A 17,746-nucleotide genomic window follows, 5' to 3' on the forward strand; every position below is an offset into this window, starting at 1 on the left:
TGTCCGGATGATGGAATGGAAGAAGAGCAAGACGCGATTTACTCGCCAGCTACCTCTTCATTTGCTCATACTGCCATCTGTAATCTGTCTGCTGATCTTCAATTATGCGCCTATGGCGGGGCTTTTGATGGCTTTTCAGGACTTCAAGCCACGGCTTGGGTTCCTGCATTCACCCTGGGTTGGCTTCGAGCATTTTCAATATATGTTTACTTATCCTGACAGCGTGCAGGTCATCTATAACACCCTGCTTATCGCTTCGCTCAAGATCACGGCCAACATTATAGTTCCGATCCTCTTTGCCTTGCTGCTGAATGAGGTTCGCGCGCTGCTGTTCAAACGGTTCGTGCAGACACTCGTGTATCTCCCGCATTTCCTGTCCTGGGTGATTCTGGGAGGGATTCTGACAGATATCCTCGGCAACAAAGGAATTGTCAATCACCTGCTGACGCTCCTTGGCGCCGATACTGTATTTTTCCTTGGAGATGGAACCTGGTTTCGGATCACCGTAGTGGTCAGTGATGTCTGGAAGGAGTTCGGCTTCGCCGCAATTATCTATCTCGCCGCCATGAGCGGCATCAATATGTCGCTGTATGAAGCCGCCGAGATCGACGGCGCAGGCCGGTTCAAGCAGACGCTCCATGTCACCTTGCCGGCGCTGGTTCCCGTTATCCTGGTTGTGGGCACGCTCGCGCTGGGCAATATCCTCAATGCAGGCTTCGACCAGATCTTCAACCTGTACAATCCGCTGGTCTACCGGGAAGGGGATATTATAGATACCTTTGTATATAGGGTAGGTCTCATGAACGGCTCTTTCAGCTTCGCGACCGCCGTCGGCTTATTCAAATCGGTCATCAGCTTCATCCTGATCGTTACGGCTTACCGGCTGGCCTACCGGTTCGGAAATTATCGCATCTTTTGAGTAAAGGCAGGCGGAATCTATGTATCGGAAAACAATTTCTTACCGCTGGTTTACAGTGCTCAACACTGCGCTTCTTGCAGTTCTGGCCGTATTATGTATCCTTCCCCTTGTGCATGTTGCGGCCGTATCCTTCAGTTCCAGTGCGGCGGCTACGGCTAATCAGGTGTTTTTCTGGCCGGTCGGATTCACGGCTGAAGCCTACTCCAGAACACTTACGAATCCCTTGTTTCTGCGTTCCCTAATTCTATCTGTGGAAAGAACGCTCGCCGGAACCCTGCTGTCTATGGCGTTGACCGTTACCGCCGCTTATACCCTGTCGCGTTCATTTTACGGCAGAAGCTTCTACTCCTGGTTCTTTGTCTTCACCATGCTGTTCAACGGCGGCCTGATTCCAACCTATCTGCTGATCACGCAGCTTCATTTAACCAACACACTGTGGGTACTGATTCTGCCGTCTGCGGTGAACGTGTTCAATACCATTCTGATGATGCAATTCTTCCGCGCCATTCCCAAAGAGCTGGAGGAGGCGGCAAGCATTGACGGGGCGGGTTATCTGAGGTCTCTGATCACGATCTATCTTCCCTTGTCGCTTCCCTCCCTGGCCACCTTATCCTTGTTCTCGATGGTCTGGCATTGGAACTCATGGTTTGACGGGCTGATCTATATGACTGATTACCGGCAGTATCCGCTGGCGACATTTCTGCAGACGATCATTCAGAGCGGCGACATGCGCAACACGAACATTGACCCCAGTCAGCTGAAAATTCTGTCGGAACGCACGGTGCGTTCTGCGCAAATCCTGATAGGAGCATTGCCGATCCTGCTCGTCTATCCGTTCCTGCAGAGGTTCTTCGTACAAGGGTTGACGATGGGCGCGGTTAAAGAATAAGATGAGCACAAAACTTAGGAGTCAGAAGCAGATGGGCAACAAGGAACGTAGTCTCTTCTCCAAGCTGGTCGGCTCGCTGGTGTTATTATTGCTGCCTGTTCTGATCTTGTCGGTGTATTCGAGCAGAGTCAATGAGAATGTCATCACCAGCCAGATCAAACAGTCGGGCATCAGCAGGCTATCTACCTTAGCCACACAACTGGACAGTATTATTACGCAGCTGGAGACCTTCACCTACCTCCTGATCCGTGATCCGAACGTCATTGAATTTCAGGATCTGTCCCTGCTGAACTCCAGCTACTACGAACAAATCAGCCGCAAAAAGCTCATTCAGGATAAGCTGTATCTGCAAAGCGCCTCGACGGAATGGATCAATGAAATCACGGTCTATTCGCCGCGTTCAGGGCAGACCATATCTACGGTCAACGGAACCTCCTATGATCTGGAGCGTCTTCAGCGGCTGAGCAAGGACAACTGGAATTTCATTATGGATGACGATCACGGAGATAAACAGGGCACGGTCATCCACTTGACCTTTGAACCCTACCAGTCCAGCAGCGGCATCGCCAGAGCCAATTCGATCATCGAAATCAGCTTTCACATGAACCATGTGATCCGGATGCTGGAGCAGTTTCAATCACAGGGAATCGGGGAAGCGCTTTTTTATAAACCTGATGACATCTTCTTATCCACGCCCTCTTGCCCGCCTGAGCTTCTCCAGGAGGCTGTATCCGCCTTAAAGCGGACGCAGCTGACGCATGAGGGCAATATTACTCTGGATGTCAGCGGAATTTCCTACCTTCTATCCTATTCCGATGTGCAGGTGCTGGACGGGTATGTGGTCAACATTGTGCCTTTATCCGAAATTCTGACGCCACTTAGGGTAACCAACCGGTTCGCCTATCTTGTCCTCGGACTGATCCTTATCGTGGGTATTGCCTTATCGTGGCTGCTATACCGGAATGTTCAGGTCCCGCTGCGCGCTCTGGTCAGAGGGGTTCAGCTCATCAAGATGGGACAATACAAGACCAGAATTCCGCTTCAGGCAAATAACGAATTCCGGCTCATTGTATCCAGATTCAATGAAATGTCGGCGCAAATTCAGCAGCTGATCGAGAATGTGCTGGAGCAGCTGCTGCTCACGCATGAAGCTGAGCTGAAGCAGCTGCAGTCACAGATTAATCCCCATTTTCTGTATAACAGCCTGTCCTACGTGATCAGCATGACCAAGCTGGAACGGAAGGATGCCGTGCTGCAAATGGCCTATCACCTGTCCGATTACTACCGCTATACGACCCGGTTGGAGAATCAGGCAGTGAGGCTGGCGGATGAGCTGAAGAACGCTGCCGATTACCTCAGCATCCACCGGATGCGGATGAGCCGCATCCGCTACAGCATCGAGGTGGCGGACCTCATGCGGGACCTTGAAGTGCCCCGGCTGATTCTCCAGCCGATCGTCGAGAATGCGCTGATTCACGGGATTGAAGCCCTGGAGGGCCCCGGGAGGATAACGATTAGCGGGAGCCTGGACGGCAGCGGATATTCGTTGATAGTTGACGACAACGGCGGTACTATGACCACTGGCCGGCTTCAGGAGCTTCAGCAGCTGCTTGCGAACCGGTATGGAGAACGGCCGGAAGCCTGCGGCCTGCTGAATGTGCACCGGCGGCTCCAGCTCCGGTACGGGGCGGATTCAGGGATGAGGCTGTCGGTCAATGCGGACTCGGGACTGCGGGTAGAGCTGTACTGGACAGAGAAGGCGGTGGAGAATGAAGCTGTTAATCGTGGATGATGAAGAGCACTTAGTGGAGAGCATGACCGCAAGCATTGCCTGGGAGACGGCTGGCATTACCAGCGTATTCTCTGCCTATTCCGGCAAGCAGGCTATGGAGCAGATGGACAAGAACGCCGCAGACATTGTGGTGACCGATGTCCGTATGCCCGGCATGAACGGCATTGAGCTGATCCGGGCAGTCAAGCAGAAGTGGCCGAGGACAGTTAGTATTCTGCTTACCGGCCATGCCGAATTTGAATATGCTCAGCAAGGGCTGAAAGCTAAGGCGGCACATTATTTCCTCAAGCCTGTGAAGGATGAGGAGTTGCTAGCTGCCGTCTCTGATGCGGCCCGTGCGCTGCAGGCAGAACGGGAGCAGATGACTGCCTACGTGCAGTCGCAGGCAATGGTTCACCGCAATCTGCCTATCCTGCGCTCCAACCTGCTGAACCATCTGATCCAGGGACGCATGTGGACTGAACGCAAATTGACAGAGCAGCTCCAGTTATACGGCCTTCCAATCGGATTAGGCGATACGATCTCCCTGATTCTGATCCGCATCGAGGACCCGCAGAAGCGCTACGATCCGTCCGATATGTCGCTTCCGGGCTTCGCTGTTACCAATATCGTGGAGGAGCTGGTGTCCCAGCACTTCAAAAGCTGGAGCTGCGAGGATGTATACGGCCATCTTCTGTTCATTGTGAACGGCGGCGGGGACGCAAGCGGCCGTCAACTGGAACAGACCGCGGATGAGATGAGGCAGATTGTCAGCCGGTTGCTGCATCTCACGGTCTCGGTCATTCTCTCCCCTTCCGGCACCTTTCCGGCCAGTGTGGAGGAGCTGTATCAGCGCTGCGTAGCCACGGTCCGCTCGCAGATCGGCTACGACAACGACTTCGTCGTTCAGCTCGGCGGTCATCATATCAAACCGGCCTCCCTGGTGGTCGCTTCCCTCTACTCGCCTCCCTTGTTTCCGCATCTGCTTGAGGCCGGGAACTGGGAGGCGGCAAGAGAGAAGCTCCAGGAGGTGTTGCTGGAATGGGGCACGAAGTATAGCGGCTCGCATGAGCATTTATCGGAGATTGTTTACGCCTTGAAGTCCGCGTTCTCCTACTTTGTGCATAAGAACGGCGGTCTGCTGACAGACTACCGCCTGCATACGCCGCTTGATATCAGGAGCATCGGAGAACTGGAGTACTGGGCAACGGGCTTGCTGGACAGACTTCAGCATGAGATGAACACCGAGCTGTCCGCCTCCCGTCACTCCGTTGTCGCACAGATTCATCAATTCGTACAGGAGCATCTGTCGGAGGATGTCTCCCTTCAGGCTATCGCCGAATATGTATATATGCACCCAACCCATGTATCCAAGGTCTTCAAGCGGGAGACGGGAGAGAACCTGTCCGATTACCTGCTGCGTCTGCGGATGGAGAAGGCTGTATTCTTGCTGAAGGACAGTAAATACAGAGTTTATGAAATAGCGAACCGTCTGGGATATAAGAACCCCACGTATTTCATCAAGGTCTTCAAGGAGCATTTTGGCGTCACACCCCAGGAGTTCAGGGAGAGCACGCTTCTCTAATTGAGATCCCGGTAATTCTGGGGAGTCATGGCTTCGATTTTGCGGAACGTGTACACGAAATGACTGCTGTCCAAAAAGCCCACCAAAGAGGCAATCGCCTTGACGGTGAGCTTTTTGTCGTTGATCAGGTACTCCTTGGCCTTCTGGACCCGCAGGTGGATCAGGTATTGATACGGACTCATTCCTGTGGTTCTCTTGAACAGGTAGTTCAGCCGCTGTGAGCTGATGCCGGCATACTCCGACAATTGCGCGAGGCCGAAGGCCGGGTCGGCATAATTCTCTTCCAGAAAACGGATGAAGGGCAGCATTCGTTCCGTATATTGGGAGAAGGAGCGCTGATTGTCCACCTGCCCGTATCTTTTGAGGTCCATCAGAAAACGGTATACAAAAGCGGAGCCGTCCATCCCGTTGAAATCGAAGCTCTGTCTCGCCAGATTCCGGCTTCTCTTATGCAGAGCAGACAGCCGTGATCCGGGTTCCCAGCCAATTACTGTGGAAGTCGGTAAGCCAAGAGAAGATACAATGAAGGGAGCAAGGTTCCCGTTAAAGGTAATGTACCAGGTGGACCAAGGGTGTGAGCGGGTTACATAGCGGTGTGGAGCCTGGGGCGGCAGCAGAATACCCTGATTGGACGCAAGAGTGACAGTTGTATCCGAGATTTGGAATTGTCCTTCCCCTCCGGTCGTCTGCAGCCAATGGTAACAGTGATAGCCCTGCGGACGGCTGAACTCCTCCTGCCATTCATTCCACCCCATCGTCTCGATGAACAGGGGCAGCGAACGGTCCAGGGAGGTGACGAACATCTGCTTCATGTAGTGTTCCATTCCATCACAACTTTCATTTTATTATATAGTAATTGAATTATACCTGATGTTCCTGAGTTCAGTCATCCTGCTCTATATGCCAAAAACCCCCTACCGGCAAGCACGCGGTCCGCAGCAGTCTGTCCGCTGCTGTCTTCCGGTGTCTGCCAATAGAGGGTCATGCAAGGGTACAACTAACGGAACAGCACACATTTCCCCGATTCCCTGAAGTACTTGATCAGCTTCTCAATCGGCTCACGGCCGCATTTCAGCTGCTCGCCAAGACAGTCGATGCACAGGAAATCCTGGGCATTGCGCGTGACCAGCTTCAGGTAAATCGCCACATCATCGGTCATTAAGGGGACGCCGCATTGTCTGCAGGTTCTGCTCATGCTCATACGCTTCTCTTCTTTCTTATCTCTAGACCAATGAGACCAATTTCGCCCGCACGATCAGACAATCATGGGCCGGAACGACCGGAGCGAACCGTTCTCTGAACACCCCAAGCTCCTTCTGCTCCCAGCAGTCATACAGCGACAGCGATTTGCCGGAGGCATATGGAAGCCCGAAATCCCAGAATTGCAGCGACATCTCTCTTTGACCATCACTCAGATTGAAGAATCCGATCGCGAGGTCACCATCCGCCAGCACTTTGACCAGCATGAATACTTCATTAGTATGGAACCACTGCGGCTCAGGCTTAATGCGGTAAGCTCCGCGGCCCTCGATATCCTGGTTGATGGCAATCAGATCCGGGTTCAGCAGAATGTTCTTGGTAGCTTCATTCGCCTTGCGGATGTCACTGCCGATCATCAGCGGAGAGCCCAGCAGGCTCCACAGCGAGAAGTGCGTCTTGTACTCCACATCCGTGCAGCCGCCGATCTGGCTGCCGATGAAGTCGCTGTTGCTGCCCCCGTACATGCCGACTACCAGCATATCCAGATCGTTATGGCAGTAGGCCCCGGTGTAGGCGGCTTTATCAAGCTGTGACAGCGCCAGCGTCTTGATCGATTCCCAGCTGTCTTGGATATCGCCGGTGGAACGGTACATATGCGCGCCGGATTCACGAATCCACTGGTAGACGTTATCTTCACCCCAGTTACATGCGGAGAAAAGAATATCTCTTCCGCAGTTCTTAAGTGCGAGACTCATCCGCTTATACAGCAGCTCCCCCGACATATGTCTGGGTTTGAAGCAGTAGTCATACTTCAGGAAGTCTACACCCCATTCCGCCAGCGATGCGGCATCCTGGAATTCGTGCTCGAAGCTGCCCGGATAACCTGCGCAGGTATGCGTTCCCACACAAGAGTACATCCCGAACTTCAGTCCCTTGGAGTGAATATAATCTGCAACCGCCTTCATTCCGTTCGGGAATTTGTCCGGGTCAGCCACCAGCTTGCCATCCTTGTCCCGTTCCTTCAGGCTCCAGCAGTCGTCAATGACAATGTATTCGTACCCTGCATCCTTATAACCGTCCGCCACCAGCGTATCAGCCGCTTCCCGGATCAATTGCTCATTGATATCCCAAGTAAAAGTATTCCATGAATTCCATCCCATCGGCGGCGTTAAGCCGAGCTGTTGCTGTTTGTCCATCATTCGTATTCATCCTTTCGCATTATGACAGGAATTGATCCCTGGGAAAATGCTGTATTATTTATGTATTTAAACACATCCGCCCCTTGTAATCTATAGCTTGACGTTGCTTTCATATGGATGAATGTTGCTTTTCTTATATAATGAGTGAGAGAGTCGAAGGTGTAAAGATCTTGGTTTGTTTTATGCGGATTGTGATGCTTGTGGGCGCATATGCAGCAATTTCGACGGGAGTGGGCGGGAGTAAGTGTTGTTTTTCCAACCGTTGCTGTAGGAGAAGCCTTCCATTCATCAGTAAGTGTATAAAAGGCAATTGTTTCCCTCCGCACATTTCCGCCCGGCGCTCCAGCCTCCGCCACCCGTCTCCCGCGCCTCCGCACACGCCCGATGTAATCGGTTTTGCGATTACATTTCGCCCGCACGCCTCCGCAGCGCTAAATGTAATCGGTTTTGCGATTACATTTCGCCCACATGCCTCCGCAGCGCCGAATGTAATCGGTTTTGCGATTACATTTCGCCCACGCGCCTCCGCAGCGCCGAATGTAATCGGTTTTGCGATTACATTTCGCCCACGCGCCTACACACACGCCCGATGTAATCGGTTTTGCGATTACATTTCGCCCGCACGCCTCCATCCTGCCCAATGTAATCGGTTTTTCGACTACATACGGCACTCGCACCTCCCGCACGCTCAAAAAAGCCCCCTTTCCCCGCGCGGCAATCCGGTACTGTCCCGGACCGCCCTGCAGATGGAGAAGGGGGCTCTTACCATAAAGCTCTAGTTCACCTGGACCAGCTTCCATTGCTGGTGCAGGTCGCCGCGGTAGAGGTTCTGCTGGAGCTTCGCGCCGTCTGCGGTGGAGGCTCCTGTGACTTCGACTGCCTTGTTACTGTTCACATTGAGAATGCTCCAGTAGCCGTTGCTCAGCTTGATGAGCCGGAACTGCTGGGCGGTGTTGTTCAAATCCTGCATCAGTTGAATGGCTTCGCCGTTATTCTTCGACCCGTTACGCACATCCATCACCTTGTTGTCAGAGGAGTTCACACTGCGCAGCCGGTAAATATTATTGTACGTGCCCATATCCGTGACTGTCCATTGCTGAGCCAGCGCGGTGTTCTCCGGCCACTGCTGGAGCTGAAGGGAGTTCGTATTCTGCCCGTTCGGAACATCAATCGCTTTGCCTGACGCCCGGTTGATCAGCTTATACTTCGCATTGTTGGTGACTCCGTTCCACACCCCGTTCCAGGGGTTGAACTGTGCCCGCTCGTAGTACCATTCGAAGATAAAGCGCGCCATGCCGTCGCGGACCGTATTGCCGTCATAGAGCAATCCGCCGTCCGGATCGGCGAAGGAGCTTTTAGGACCGGGGTCGAGCAGGAAGCCGTTCATATGGACGGCAATGCTGACATTGCCGGCGGCAGTGAAGATCGCTTTGGTATTCTTGCCGAAGCCTGCGTTCGTACCGTTGAACAGATCCCAATATGAGGAGTCGCCCGGCTGATTCTTGAACCAGGTGGTTTCAGTAATATTGATCGGGTAAGCATCGGCCGCTGGCTTGATGCTGCTATCCCAGATCTGCTGAAGTGAATTGAAATTGTCATACGCGCCATAGCCCGGGTACCAGTGAACGGCATACCCGTAATTGTTAAGCGGATCGGTCAGCGGACTGGATGCCGTCAGCTGATAATGCTGATCCCAGCCTAGTCCTGAAGCCCAGATCACATTGTCCGCGCCCTTGCTGCGGATGGTCGAGATCATCGAGTTCTGGAAGTTCTTCAGCGAATTCCAGAACGCCGCGAAGTTCGGCTGGGAGGGATTTCCGCCCCATTGTCCGTTCACATCGCTCAGCACCGGCTCGTTCACCAGCTCGAACATCACATTATCCGCACTCTTGAGGCCAGGCTGTGAGGCCAGGTAACCCCAGATCTGATTGAACTTGTCCAGATTGGCCTGGGTGGTCGCCTTATTGTCCAGCAGGGTGAAGTCCAGCCCCAGCGTGACATACAGCCCCTTCGTCTTCGCATACTCTACATAAGGAATGATCAGATTCTGGGTAACTGCCTGAAGGCCCGCGAAGTTATACGTTCCTGCTGCGACATCGCCCATATCCTCCCGGTCGATGAACAGGCGAACCTGATTCGAGTACCAGCCGTGGCTGTTGCCGTATTTGCCGGAGGTGCTGGTGAAGGTATCCGTGATCTCCTTCAGGTACTCCAGAGTAGCTTTATGCCGGTTCCCGCCGTTGCGGTTCAGATAATAATTGCTGTTCTGATAAGTCCAGTAAGCCCCGGTAGGCTGATGCCAGCCGCTAAGCAGCACAGGCTGCCCGCTGCTGTTCACCAGCTGATTGCCGCTTACATGCAGCTTGGGAACAGGCGAACCCTCCCAAGCGCTTGCAGGGCCGCCGCCGGACTGCATCGGCGTCAACAGCAGGGCCAGCATCACCAGCAACTTCATGGATAAGCTTAACTTCCTTTTTCTCACAGATACCCATCTCCTTCTCATGAACGTGAAATCGGCGGATGCCGTCTTAATGAAAGCGAATACATCTGAATTGTACTCTGCGCGGAGACGGGCGGAAACCTGTGTGATTATAGTTGATAGACTTACAGATTATAGTTAATACACTAACAAATTATAAATTTATATGCAGAGACTCCCTGTATTCCTGGGGGGTCATTCCCGTCATTTTTTTGAAGAACCGGGTGAAGGAATGGTGGGCTTCATAGCCGACAAACATGGCTACATCGCGGATTTTGAGCACTTCATTTCCCAGGAGCTCCTTCGCCTTGACCGCCCGGCATTGATCGATGTACTCTGACAGGTTAATGCCCTGCTCCTGCTTGAAGAAGCGGGACAGGTACGACGGATTGAAATAATGGAGCTCGGCCAGCCGCACCAGAGACAGGTCTTCGCCCAAATGGCTGTGGATATAATCGCAGATCCGCTCAATGACCTCCGAGGAGCGTTCCTTCTCGGCTGTGCTTCTCCGTTCGAAGAGATCTGAGGCCAGCCTCTCCAGATAATAGATGCCCTCCCCAAGGGACGAATGTTCGTCCAGCCGCATCAGCTTGCCGTATTCATTGACTAGGCTGTAGAGCTCCGAGCGGTTCATATGGGACAGCAGCACAAGGGCAACCGTATAATACAGCTCGGCCGCTTCTTCCACAGAGACGCCCGAATGAATGCCTTCCCGGATTTCCTCCAGCGTCTCCGCGAACCGCTCCCGCCGTCCGGCATCCAGATGGGCCGCAAGATTCTCCACCCGCTGGTGAAGCCGGACCCCCGTCTCACGGATTACGTCAGGCTCGGGCGGTCCGCTGCGGTCAATCTGCACCATAGAGATGCCGTCCCCGATCTTCATCTGCTGCAGCCGGTGAAGCCGCTCGTAATGGCGGCCGGTCTCTGTCCAGGCACAGGCTGAACCGCTGACGGTAAAAGCAACCGGCAGGCCCAGCGTCTGCCGGCAGGAATCCTGAATCATCTCCAGCGTTCCCTCCAGATACCGTGCGAAATTCCCGCCGAAGGCAGCCTCAGCATTATGCAGAGGCTGCAGCAGCCACAAGAGATCCCCGTGTCTGTCAAGCATCCAGACATGCCGGGTCATTTCCGCCAGATAGGAATTCCAGATCAGGCGGGAAGAGGTCAGAAGCTCGCGCCGGTCCATGTAAGAGATGCCTTCCGGGTATGTAGGCCGTCCAAGAACGAGCATCACCGGGGATTCTGCCTTAAGAGTGATGCCCAGCTTGCTGAAATCTGCACGTAACGTGTCCGTATCCGCACACAAGGCCTGACTGTCCTGAAGCAGATGGCGGAGATACTCGCCCTGCGCCGCCGTCTCCATGGAATCACGCTGCTCCCTGGACTGCTCCAGCAGCTCACTCAGCATATTGCCCTGCTCAATCTCCTGCAGCACCTCCTGCACCGTCTCAATAATCTTGTCGAAACCTTCCGTCTTCAGCAGATAACGGGCCCCGGGAAGCTGCAGCGCACTATAGGCGTAATCGAATTCGCTGTAGCCGGTCAGAAAAACAATCCGCGACCGCGGCCAAAACTCCCGGATCTGCTCAGACATCTCCAGCCCGCTCATGCCGGGCATGCGGATATCCGTCAGCACAATATCGATCCGGGTGCGCGAGAGCCACTCCAAGGCTGCTTTTGCCGAATAGACCTTGTAGACATCAAGCTTGTCCGGAAGCAGCTGGTTGAACGCCTCGTATAAGCCGTCCGTTATAATCTCTTCATCATCAACGATCAATAGTCTGTACAAGACCTTCACCTCCCGTGAGCCTGATCCGGATTGTAACCCGGAGGCCGTTCAATGTGCTTCTGTACAGGAACAGGCCGCTGCCTTCCCCGTAGATTAACTGGATGCGCCGGTGAATATTGCTCATGCCGGTGACTTCATGCGTGCCGCCGTTCTGATTCAGCCGCCTTCTCAAGGTCTCGATCCGTTCATCGGTCAACCCGCTTCCGTTATCCTCAACAATAATGCGGATCTCCCGTTCATCCTGTTCAAAAGAAACCCGCAGCTCCCCATCCTCCGCCTGCTTCTCCAGACAATGCTCATAGGCATTCTCGATAATCGGCTGGAGAATCAGGCGCGGAACCCGCAGCTCCTCCATGGCTTCCGGCAGCTCATCGAACTGAACCTGAATGCGCCTGGAGAAGCGCATCTTCTGAATCTCCGTGTACATCCGCGAATGGCGCGTCTCCTCCGCAAGCCGGACATTATCCTCTCCGTTACGGGTGATGAACCGGAAATATTCGCCCAGCATGCCCGCGAACTCCTCAATCCGGGAACTGTCCCCCTGCTTCGCCAGAGCGCTGAGAATGAAGAAGCTGTTATACAGGAAATGCGGGTTGATCTGCGACTGGAGCTGCTTCAGCTCCGCCCGCTGCATCATCAGCTTCTGGGTGTAATCCTGGTCGATCAGCATTCGCAGCCTACTGAGCATCTGGTTGAACCGGAGATACAGATAGCCGAATTCATCCTTGCGGCCATGGTCAATCTGAATATCTAGCGAGCCGCTCTCCATCCGCTTGAAGCTGCGGATCAGCACAAGCAGCGGCTTCTGGACGAACTTATAGGTCGCGTAAGAATAGATCAGCACCGCCAGGAAGGATACCGCCGCGAACAGCCACGCCCAGACCACGAACTTGGTCAGCGGGCGCTTGACCGCCTTCTCCGGCAAATACGTGGCAACAGCCATCCCCAGCTTGTCGGAGGTGAAGCTGTCGATATGATACCGGATCCCGTCCAGCTCCCAGTTGTACAGGTTCCCATCATCAACCGCCTGGTGATAGCTCTCAATCAGCTCCGGGGAGCTGTTCTCTGTACCGAGTGCATAATCTGTCAGCCGTGAGACCAGCAGTGAGCCGCTTTCTTCGTACGCGTTAATCGACCGGAGCGAATCCCTCAGCTTCTCGTTGTCCAGCTCAATCTGAACGATGAACAGCGGCGGCTCATTCTTCCTGCCGCTGGATTGGGTAACGCTTAGCTCCAGGAAGTTGTTCCAGTTAATCAGCCGCCCTTCTTTTCTAAGATCGACGGTCTGGAAGAAATTGAACTTGCTGCTGTCAAACTGATCAATGCCGTTCATCGCGGACAGCGTCTTGTTAATGGTACGGATATGAACGAACACATCGCCGATATAGGCGCTGCTGTTCTTCAGGGAGGTGAGCCGCTGCGTGATGTAGTTCAGGCTCTCCCGCTTCTGAACATCATCCATGTAATTCCAGGTGACAGCAATCTTGTTCAGCTCGGTATCCTGGGCAAGATCATACTGCTGGATCTCCATCCACTCCACCTCGCGGTTCAGGTCCTCCAGATAATAGGTTAATTGCGACAGAGTCGCTCTGGACAGGTCCTGGCTTGCATTTCTGTAGCTCCAGTTGTAGAGGTAGAGTCCAAGCAGCAGAATCGGCAGAATAATAGCCAGATAAGTGACAACCATCCGGATAAAAATAGTGTGGCGCATCGACACCGCAGGAAACTTAAGCACGTGTACCGCCTCCATTGCTCTCCTCATGCCCGATCATTTGCCGCTCCCGCCCTTCTCTGCATACCAGTCGTTGACCTCAGCCGTAATCTGCTCGCCGCCCAGCTTGTTCCACTGTGCCACGAAATTATCGAACTCGCTTATCGGTCTGCCCTGAATGATATCAAGAAAGGCATCAATCTGAAGATTATTTAGAATATTCTGCTTCTCGATCATCGTCTCTGTAGGTGCACCGACGAAGCTCTCATAGAGCAGCTGAGATTTGCGCTCATACCCGTCCAGGATGGAAAAAGCGCCCGAAGGCCCATACGTCCGCTCCCAGCCCCAGCCTGTCTCGCTGTCCGCACCTCCGGCCTCGTAAGCGGCAATCCGCTTCTGGATCGTCTTCGCTTCATCCTGAAGCAAGGAGGCGTCGCCGGTACGCCGGAAGGTCTCCAGCTCCCGGAAGGCCTCCAGGTTCTTCTGCACCGGAAACGGCGTCACCGGCGACAGCTTCCACACCGCCTGCGGAGCGTTATAATACCGTTCCACCTCACTCGTAGTCCCCCAGTTCTTCTCCAGATGCAGGTTAATCAGCTTGATCAGTGCTTCAGGATGCTGGACGCCTTGCTTGACCGCCAGGAACTGGTTGGTGCTGAACGGAAGCGGCACCTTCGGCGCGGCCCCGGACTCCGAGACCAGCGGGAAGGCCTGCCACTCGGCCTGCGGATTATGCTCACGGCTGACCTGCACGAGGAAGGAGCCCCACTGCTCCCCGTACATCATTCCGACCTGCTCTTGCTCAATCCAGTCACTGGCCTTGACCCCGTCCTTGAAGGCGAATTCCCTGTCAATCTGTCCCGTCCGGTACAAATCCTGAAGCACCTGCAGGGCATGCTTGACCTCCGGCTGGATACCTCCATAGACCAGCTTGCCGGTCTTGTCCTTAATCCAGATTCCTGGATAAGCACCATAACCGGCCATAAATCCGGTAAGTCCCATGACCGGGTCCCACAGATATTTGGTTGCCGCAAGGCCGTAGGTATCGTGCCTGCCGTTACCGTCAGGATCTTGCTGCGTAAACGCTTTCGAAATAGCCAGCACCTCTGCCATCGTCTGCGGCGGCTGCATGCCGAGCCGCTCCAGCCAGTCCGTCCGAATCCACAGGAACATCGCGCCCTCAATGGAGGAATTGGTCTCAGGGATCGCCATAAGCTTGCCGTCAAGGGTAGCCGTCTCGAACGGACCTGTCCCTTCCTCGCTCAGCACCTTGCGGGTTAACGGGGTTGCATACTCGTCATAGACTCCGCTCAGGTCCTGGATCAGCCCTGCATTGCTCAGCACCCTGAGCTGTGAAGCATTCACCCGCACAATATCAGGGATATCCCCGGAGGCCAGAGATACCCCCAGCTTACGGGAGTAGATGGAGCTCCACTCCGTCCAATCATAAGTAATCTTAATACCGAGCACCTCTTCATACAGCTCGGTCCAGCGGTTATGCTCCAGCGACTCCCCCGGCAATTCCTTCAGTATTTCTTCCAGTGCATCGTTGTTCTCACGTACGAACGACAGCTGAATCGGCGGATCATATTTGCTTAGACCCGGCTCCTCATAGAGCGGAGCGCTCCCCGGCTGTCCCTCAGGGACCGGAGAACGCTCCGCAAGGCTATCGCCCCTCTCACAAGCGGTCAACAGTTGTACGGCCATGCACGCAGCGACAGTCCAGGCCATTGTGTTCTTGAATGTTATGGGCACCAGTTGCAACCTCACTTTGCAAGATTATTACTACCAGAATATTATATTATCCCGGCAAAAATAAAGGAATTGTAAGGTGCAATTCTTGTTTGGCTTACCCGTTCTTTACCAATCAAGTGGAAACGGCTTTACCGTCCTTTTTAAGGACGGTACCGTTTCAGCGGGAAATAGAAGGATAAGTTATCGTGTGCAACATATAAATTCTTATATTTTTAGAAATCGGTGACCGCCTGGAAGGCCGGTTTGGGCTGATGCTGCCTGTCGAACAGCATCGGGGCCTCGGTCCGCTCGGTCGGGAAGGTGCTCAGCCAGGTATGATCATCCGCAATGCCCCAGAACATGACCCCGCTTACAAGCTCCTTCCGGTCTCTTAGAGCAGCGAATATCTCGCCGTACCGCGCTGCCTGCCGCTGCAGGATATCCTCAGGAACTACAGGGCCGACATCGCTGAGATCATTATAGATATACAGGCTCATATCCAGCTCGGTGATCTGATTATCCAGGCCCAGGGAATGGAACTTCTCCATGGACTGGATAATGCTCTCCACCGAAGGATACTCCAGATTAATATGGGTCTGGTGGCCAACCCCGTCAATCGGCACTCCCTTCGCCAGCATATCCTTGACCAGCTCGTAGAGCCGGTCCCGCTTCTCCGGACTCTCTGTGCCGTAATCATTGATGTACAGCTTAAGCTCCGGTCCTCCAGCCTTACGGGCCGCCCGGAAGGCGGTCTCAATGAATCCGGTACCGGTAATCTTGTACCAGTCGCTGGCCCGCATACCGTCAGGGTCGTTCGGCTCAATCACCTCATTCACTACATCCCAGGAGGAGATGTTGTCCTTGTAACGGCTGACAACAGCGGTGATGTAGCTGTCAAGCCGCTTCAGCAGCAGCTTCTTGTTCGCTTCGCGCCTCGCCGCATCGGTCTCATCCGCCATCGCCCGGCCGGCTTCATCCCGGAAGAACCACTCCGGGGTCTGGCTGTGCCACACCAGGGTGTGGAAGCGCAGCCCCATGCCGTTCGCCTTCGCGAAGGCGACGATCCGGTCGGCCCGTTCCCAGGTGAAGGTGCCCTCAGCCGGCGCAATCGCATCCGGCTTCATGGCATTCTCGGCCACTAACCAGTTCACATGCCGCTTCAGCAGCTCTGCCGTGGCTCCTTCTGTCTGGTCCGGCTCCACCGCGGCGCCTATGGGGAAGTAATCCGCATAGGCTGCCGCCAGCGGTGCGGCCTCCTGCTGCACCGGAGCTTCCGCCGCAGCTTCAGCCGAAGCTGTAGCGGAAGCTGCCGGAGTCCCGGCAGGTGAAGCGGCCGGGGATGACACTGCACTCTCCTGCGGCTCCGGCGAGGGGGCAGCCGGAGCCGCATCCCCGCCAGAAGCGGAGCAACCGGATAACCCTAGAAGCGCCGCTGCGAAGACTATACTCCGTGCCAGTCTGGCCGGAGTGCTTGTTCTGTTATTTTGGCGCACAGTCATCCTCCTTCTATGGTTAACCGACAATTCCGGTACGCTCAATACTCTCTACGAAATACCGCTGCACGAACAGGTAGATAATGATCAGCGGCAGAATCGCCAGCAGAATCCCTGTATCCTGAACCATGCTGAGGTAGAACGGATCGGCCTTGGAATTGGCGCCGTCCTCCAGCAGAATCTGCAGATTATACGGCAGCGAGCCGAGCTGGGTCGCCATCACCTTGCTGGATGTCAGATAGGTCGTGGTGAAGAAGCTGTCGTTCCATTGCCACACAAACGAGAAGAGCAGCACCGTAACAATAGACGGTATCGCGTTAGGCAGCATAATCCGGTAGAAGGTCTTGCCTACCCCGGCCCCGTCGATATAAGCCGCTTCCTCCACCTCTTTGGGAATCCCCCGGAAGAACTGCCGGAAGATGAAAATGTACAGCCCCGCCTTCAGCGAGTTCGCCGTAGCAGAGGTTAGAATAAACGGCCAGTAGGTGTTGAGCAGATTCACCGATTTGCCGGTCAGCAGCGGAATCAGCCCCATCAGGCTGAAATCCTTCAAATTCAGGTAGACCGGAATCAGAATTGTGATCGGCGGAACCAGAATGGTCAATATGACTCCGGCGAACAGCAGCTGGCTTCCCTTGAACTTCAGGCGGGCGAAGCCATACCCTGCAAGCGCGCAGGAGATGGCGGTCAAGATCGTAGTCAGTGCCGACAGGCTGAAGGTATTCAGCAAGGCCTGCCAGTAATCCATAATTCCAATCGCTTTGACGAAATTGTCGAGCGTGTAATTCTCGGGAAGCCAGACGACAATCGGCGAATACAGATCGCTCTTGGCCTTAAAGGCCGTGGATATCTTCTGGAGCACCGGATAGAGGATCACGAACGACAGGCCTGCAATGAGCGTCAGCCGCACGAAGGACCATACCCATTTCTTCCAGTGTTCGAGCGACAGTAAGCGGGTCGCATGCATTAGTCCCATC

The 17,746-nt window shown here is 54.3% G+C and carries 13 protein-coding genes; 4 read left to right on the forward strand and 9 right to left on the reverse strand.

What is annotated here, in order from left to right; translation table 11 throughout:
* Positions 1-7: 7 nt before the first annotated feature.
* The 4 genes from MKX42_RS21695 to MKX42_RS21710 are packed head-to-tail and all read left to right on the forward strand — an operon-like array spanning position 8 to position 5,164.
* Positions 8-919: an ABC transporter permease gene (locus MKX42_RS21695; RefSeq protein ID WP_051477977.1), complete on the forward strand. Its 912-nt coding sequence runs from the start codon at positions 8-10 to the stop codon at positions 917-919.
* Positions 920-938: 19 nt separating this feature from the next.
* Entirely contained in the window at positions 939-1,808 is an 870-nt protein-coding gene (locus MKX42_RS21700; protein ID WP_036724892.1) for a carbohydrate ABC transporter permease, read from the forward strand.
* Positions 1,809-1,839: 31 nt separating this feature from the next.
* Entirely contained in the window at positions 1,840-3,600 is a 1,761-nt protein-coding gene (locus MKX42_RS21705) for a sensor histidine kinase (RefSeq protein WP_340754508.1), read from the forward strand.
* Entirely contained in the window at positions 3,578-5,164 is a 1,587-nt protein-coding gene (locus tag MKX42_RS21710) for a response regulator (protein WP_340754509.1), read from the forward strand. Before MKX42_RS21705 ends, MKX42_RS21710 begins: the two co-directional genes overlap by 23 nt.
* On the opposite strand, the gene MKX42_RS21715 is transcribed toward MKX42_RS21710, so the two are convergent.
* From MKX42_RS21715 to MKX42_RS21755, 9 genes are all read right to left on the reverse strand, one after another.
* Positions 5,161-5,988, reverse strand: coding sequence for an AraC family transcriptional regulator (locus tag MKX42_RS21715; protein WP_340754511.1), 828 nt, complete (start codon positions 5,986-5,988; stop codon positions 5,161-5,163). The genes MKX42_RS21710 and MKX42_RS21715 overlap by 4 nt on opposite strands.
* Positions 5,989-6,161: 173 nt before the next feature.
* Complete coding sequence (locus MKX42_RS21720) at positions 6,162-6,365, reverse strand: hypothetical protein (RefSeq protein ID WP_340754513.1); 204 nt, start codon at positions 6,363-6,365, stop codon at positions 6,162-6,164.
* Between the two features lie 22 nt (positions 6,366-6,387).
* Positions 6,388-7,563 carry a glycoside hydrolase family 27 protein gene (locus MKX42_RS21725; protein ID WP_340754515.1) on the reverse strand — a complete coding sequence of 392 codons (1,176 nt, stop codon included), beginning with the start codon at positions 7,561-7,563 and terminating at the stop codon, positions 6,388-6,390.
* Between the two features lie 775 nt (positions 7,564-8,338).
* Positions 8,339-10,045, reverse strand: coding sequence for an RICIN domain-containing protein (locus tag MKX42_RS21730; protein WP_340754517.1), 1,707 nt, complete (start codon positions 10,043-10,045; stop codon positions 8,339-8,341).
* Between the two features lie 151 nt (positions 10,046-10,196).
* On the reverse strand, positions 10,197-11,831 hold the full coding sequence (locus tag MKX42_RS21735; protein ID WP_340754520.1) for a response regulator: 1,635 nt from the start codon (positions 11,829-11,831) through the stop codon (positions 10,197-10,199).
* A complete protein-coding gene (locus tag MKX42_RS21740; protein WP_340754522.1) occupies positions 11,809-13,566 on the reverse strand; it encodes a sensor histidine kinase in 1,758 nt (585 codons plus the stop codon). The genes MKX42_RS21735 and MKX42_RS21740 overlap by 23 nt, the downstream gene beginning before the upstream one ends.
* Before the next feature lie 33 nt (positions 13,567-13,599).
* Positions 13,600-15,273 (reverse strand): extracellular solute-binding protein, encoded by a 1,674-nt coding sequence (locus MKX42_RS21745; RefSeq protein ID WP_340757761.1) that lies wholly within the window; start codon positions 15,271-15,273, stop codon positions 13,600-13,602.
* Between the two features lie 236 nt (positions 15,274-15,509).
* Positions 15,510-16,769: an endo-1,4-beta-xylanase gene (locus MKX42_RS21750; protein ID WP_340754524.1), complete on the reverse strand. Its 1,260-nt coding sequence runs from the start codon at positions 16,767-16,769 to the stop codon at positions 15,510-15,512.
* A 19-nt stretch (positions 16,770-16,788) separates the two neighbouring features.
* Complete coding sequence (locus tag MKX42_RS21755; RefSeq protein WP_340754526.1) at positions 16,789-17,736, reverse strand: carbohydrate ABC transporter permease; 948 nt, start codon at positions 17,734-17,736, stop codon at positions 16,789-16,791.
* Between the last annotated feature and the right edge of the window lie 10 nt (positions 17,737-17,746).

The organism is Paenibacillus sp. FSL R7-0204 (assembly GCF_038002225.1).
Taxonomy (GTDB): Bacteria; Bacillota; Bacilli; order Paenibacillales; family Paenibacillaceae; genus Paenibacillus_AQ.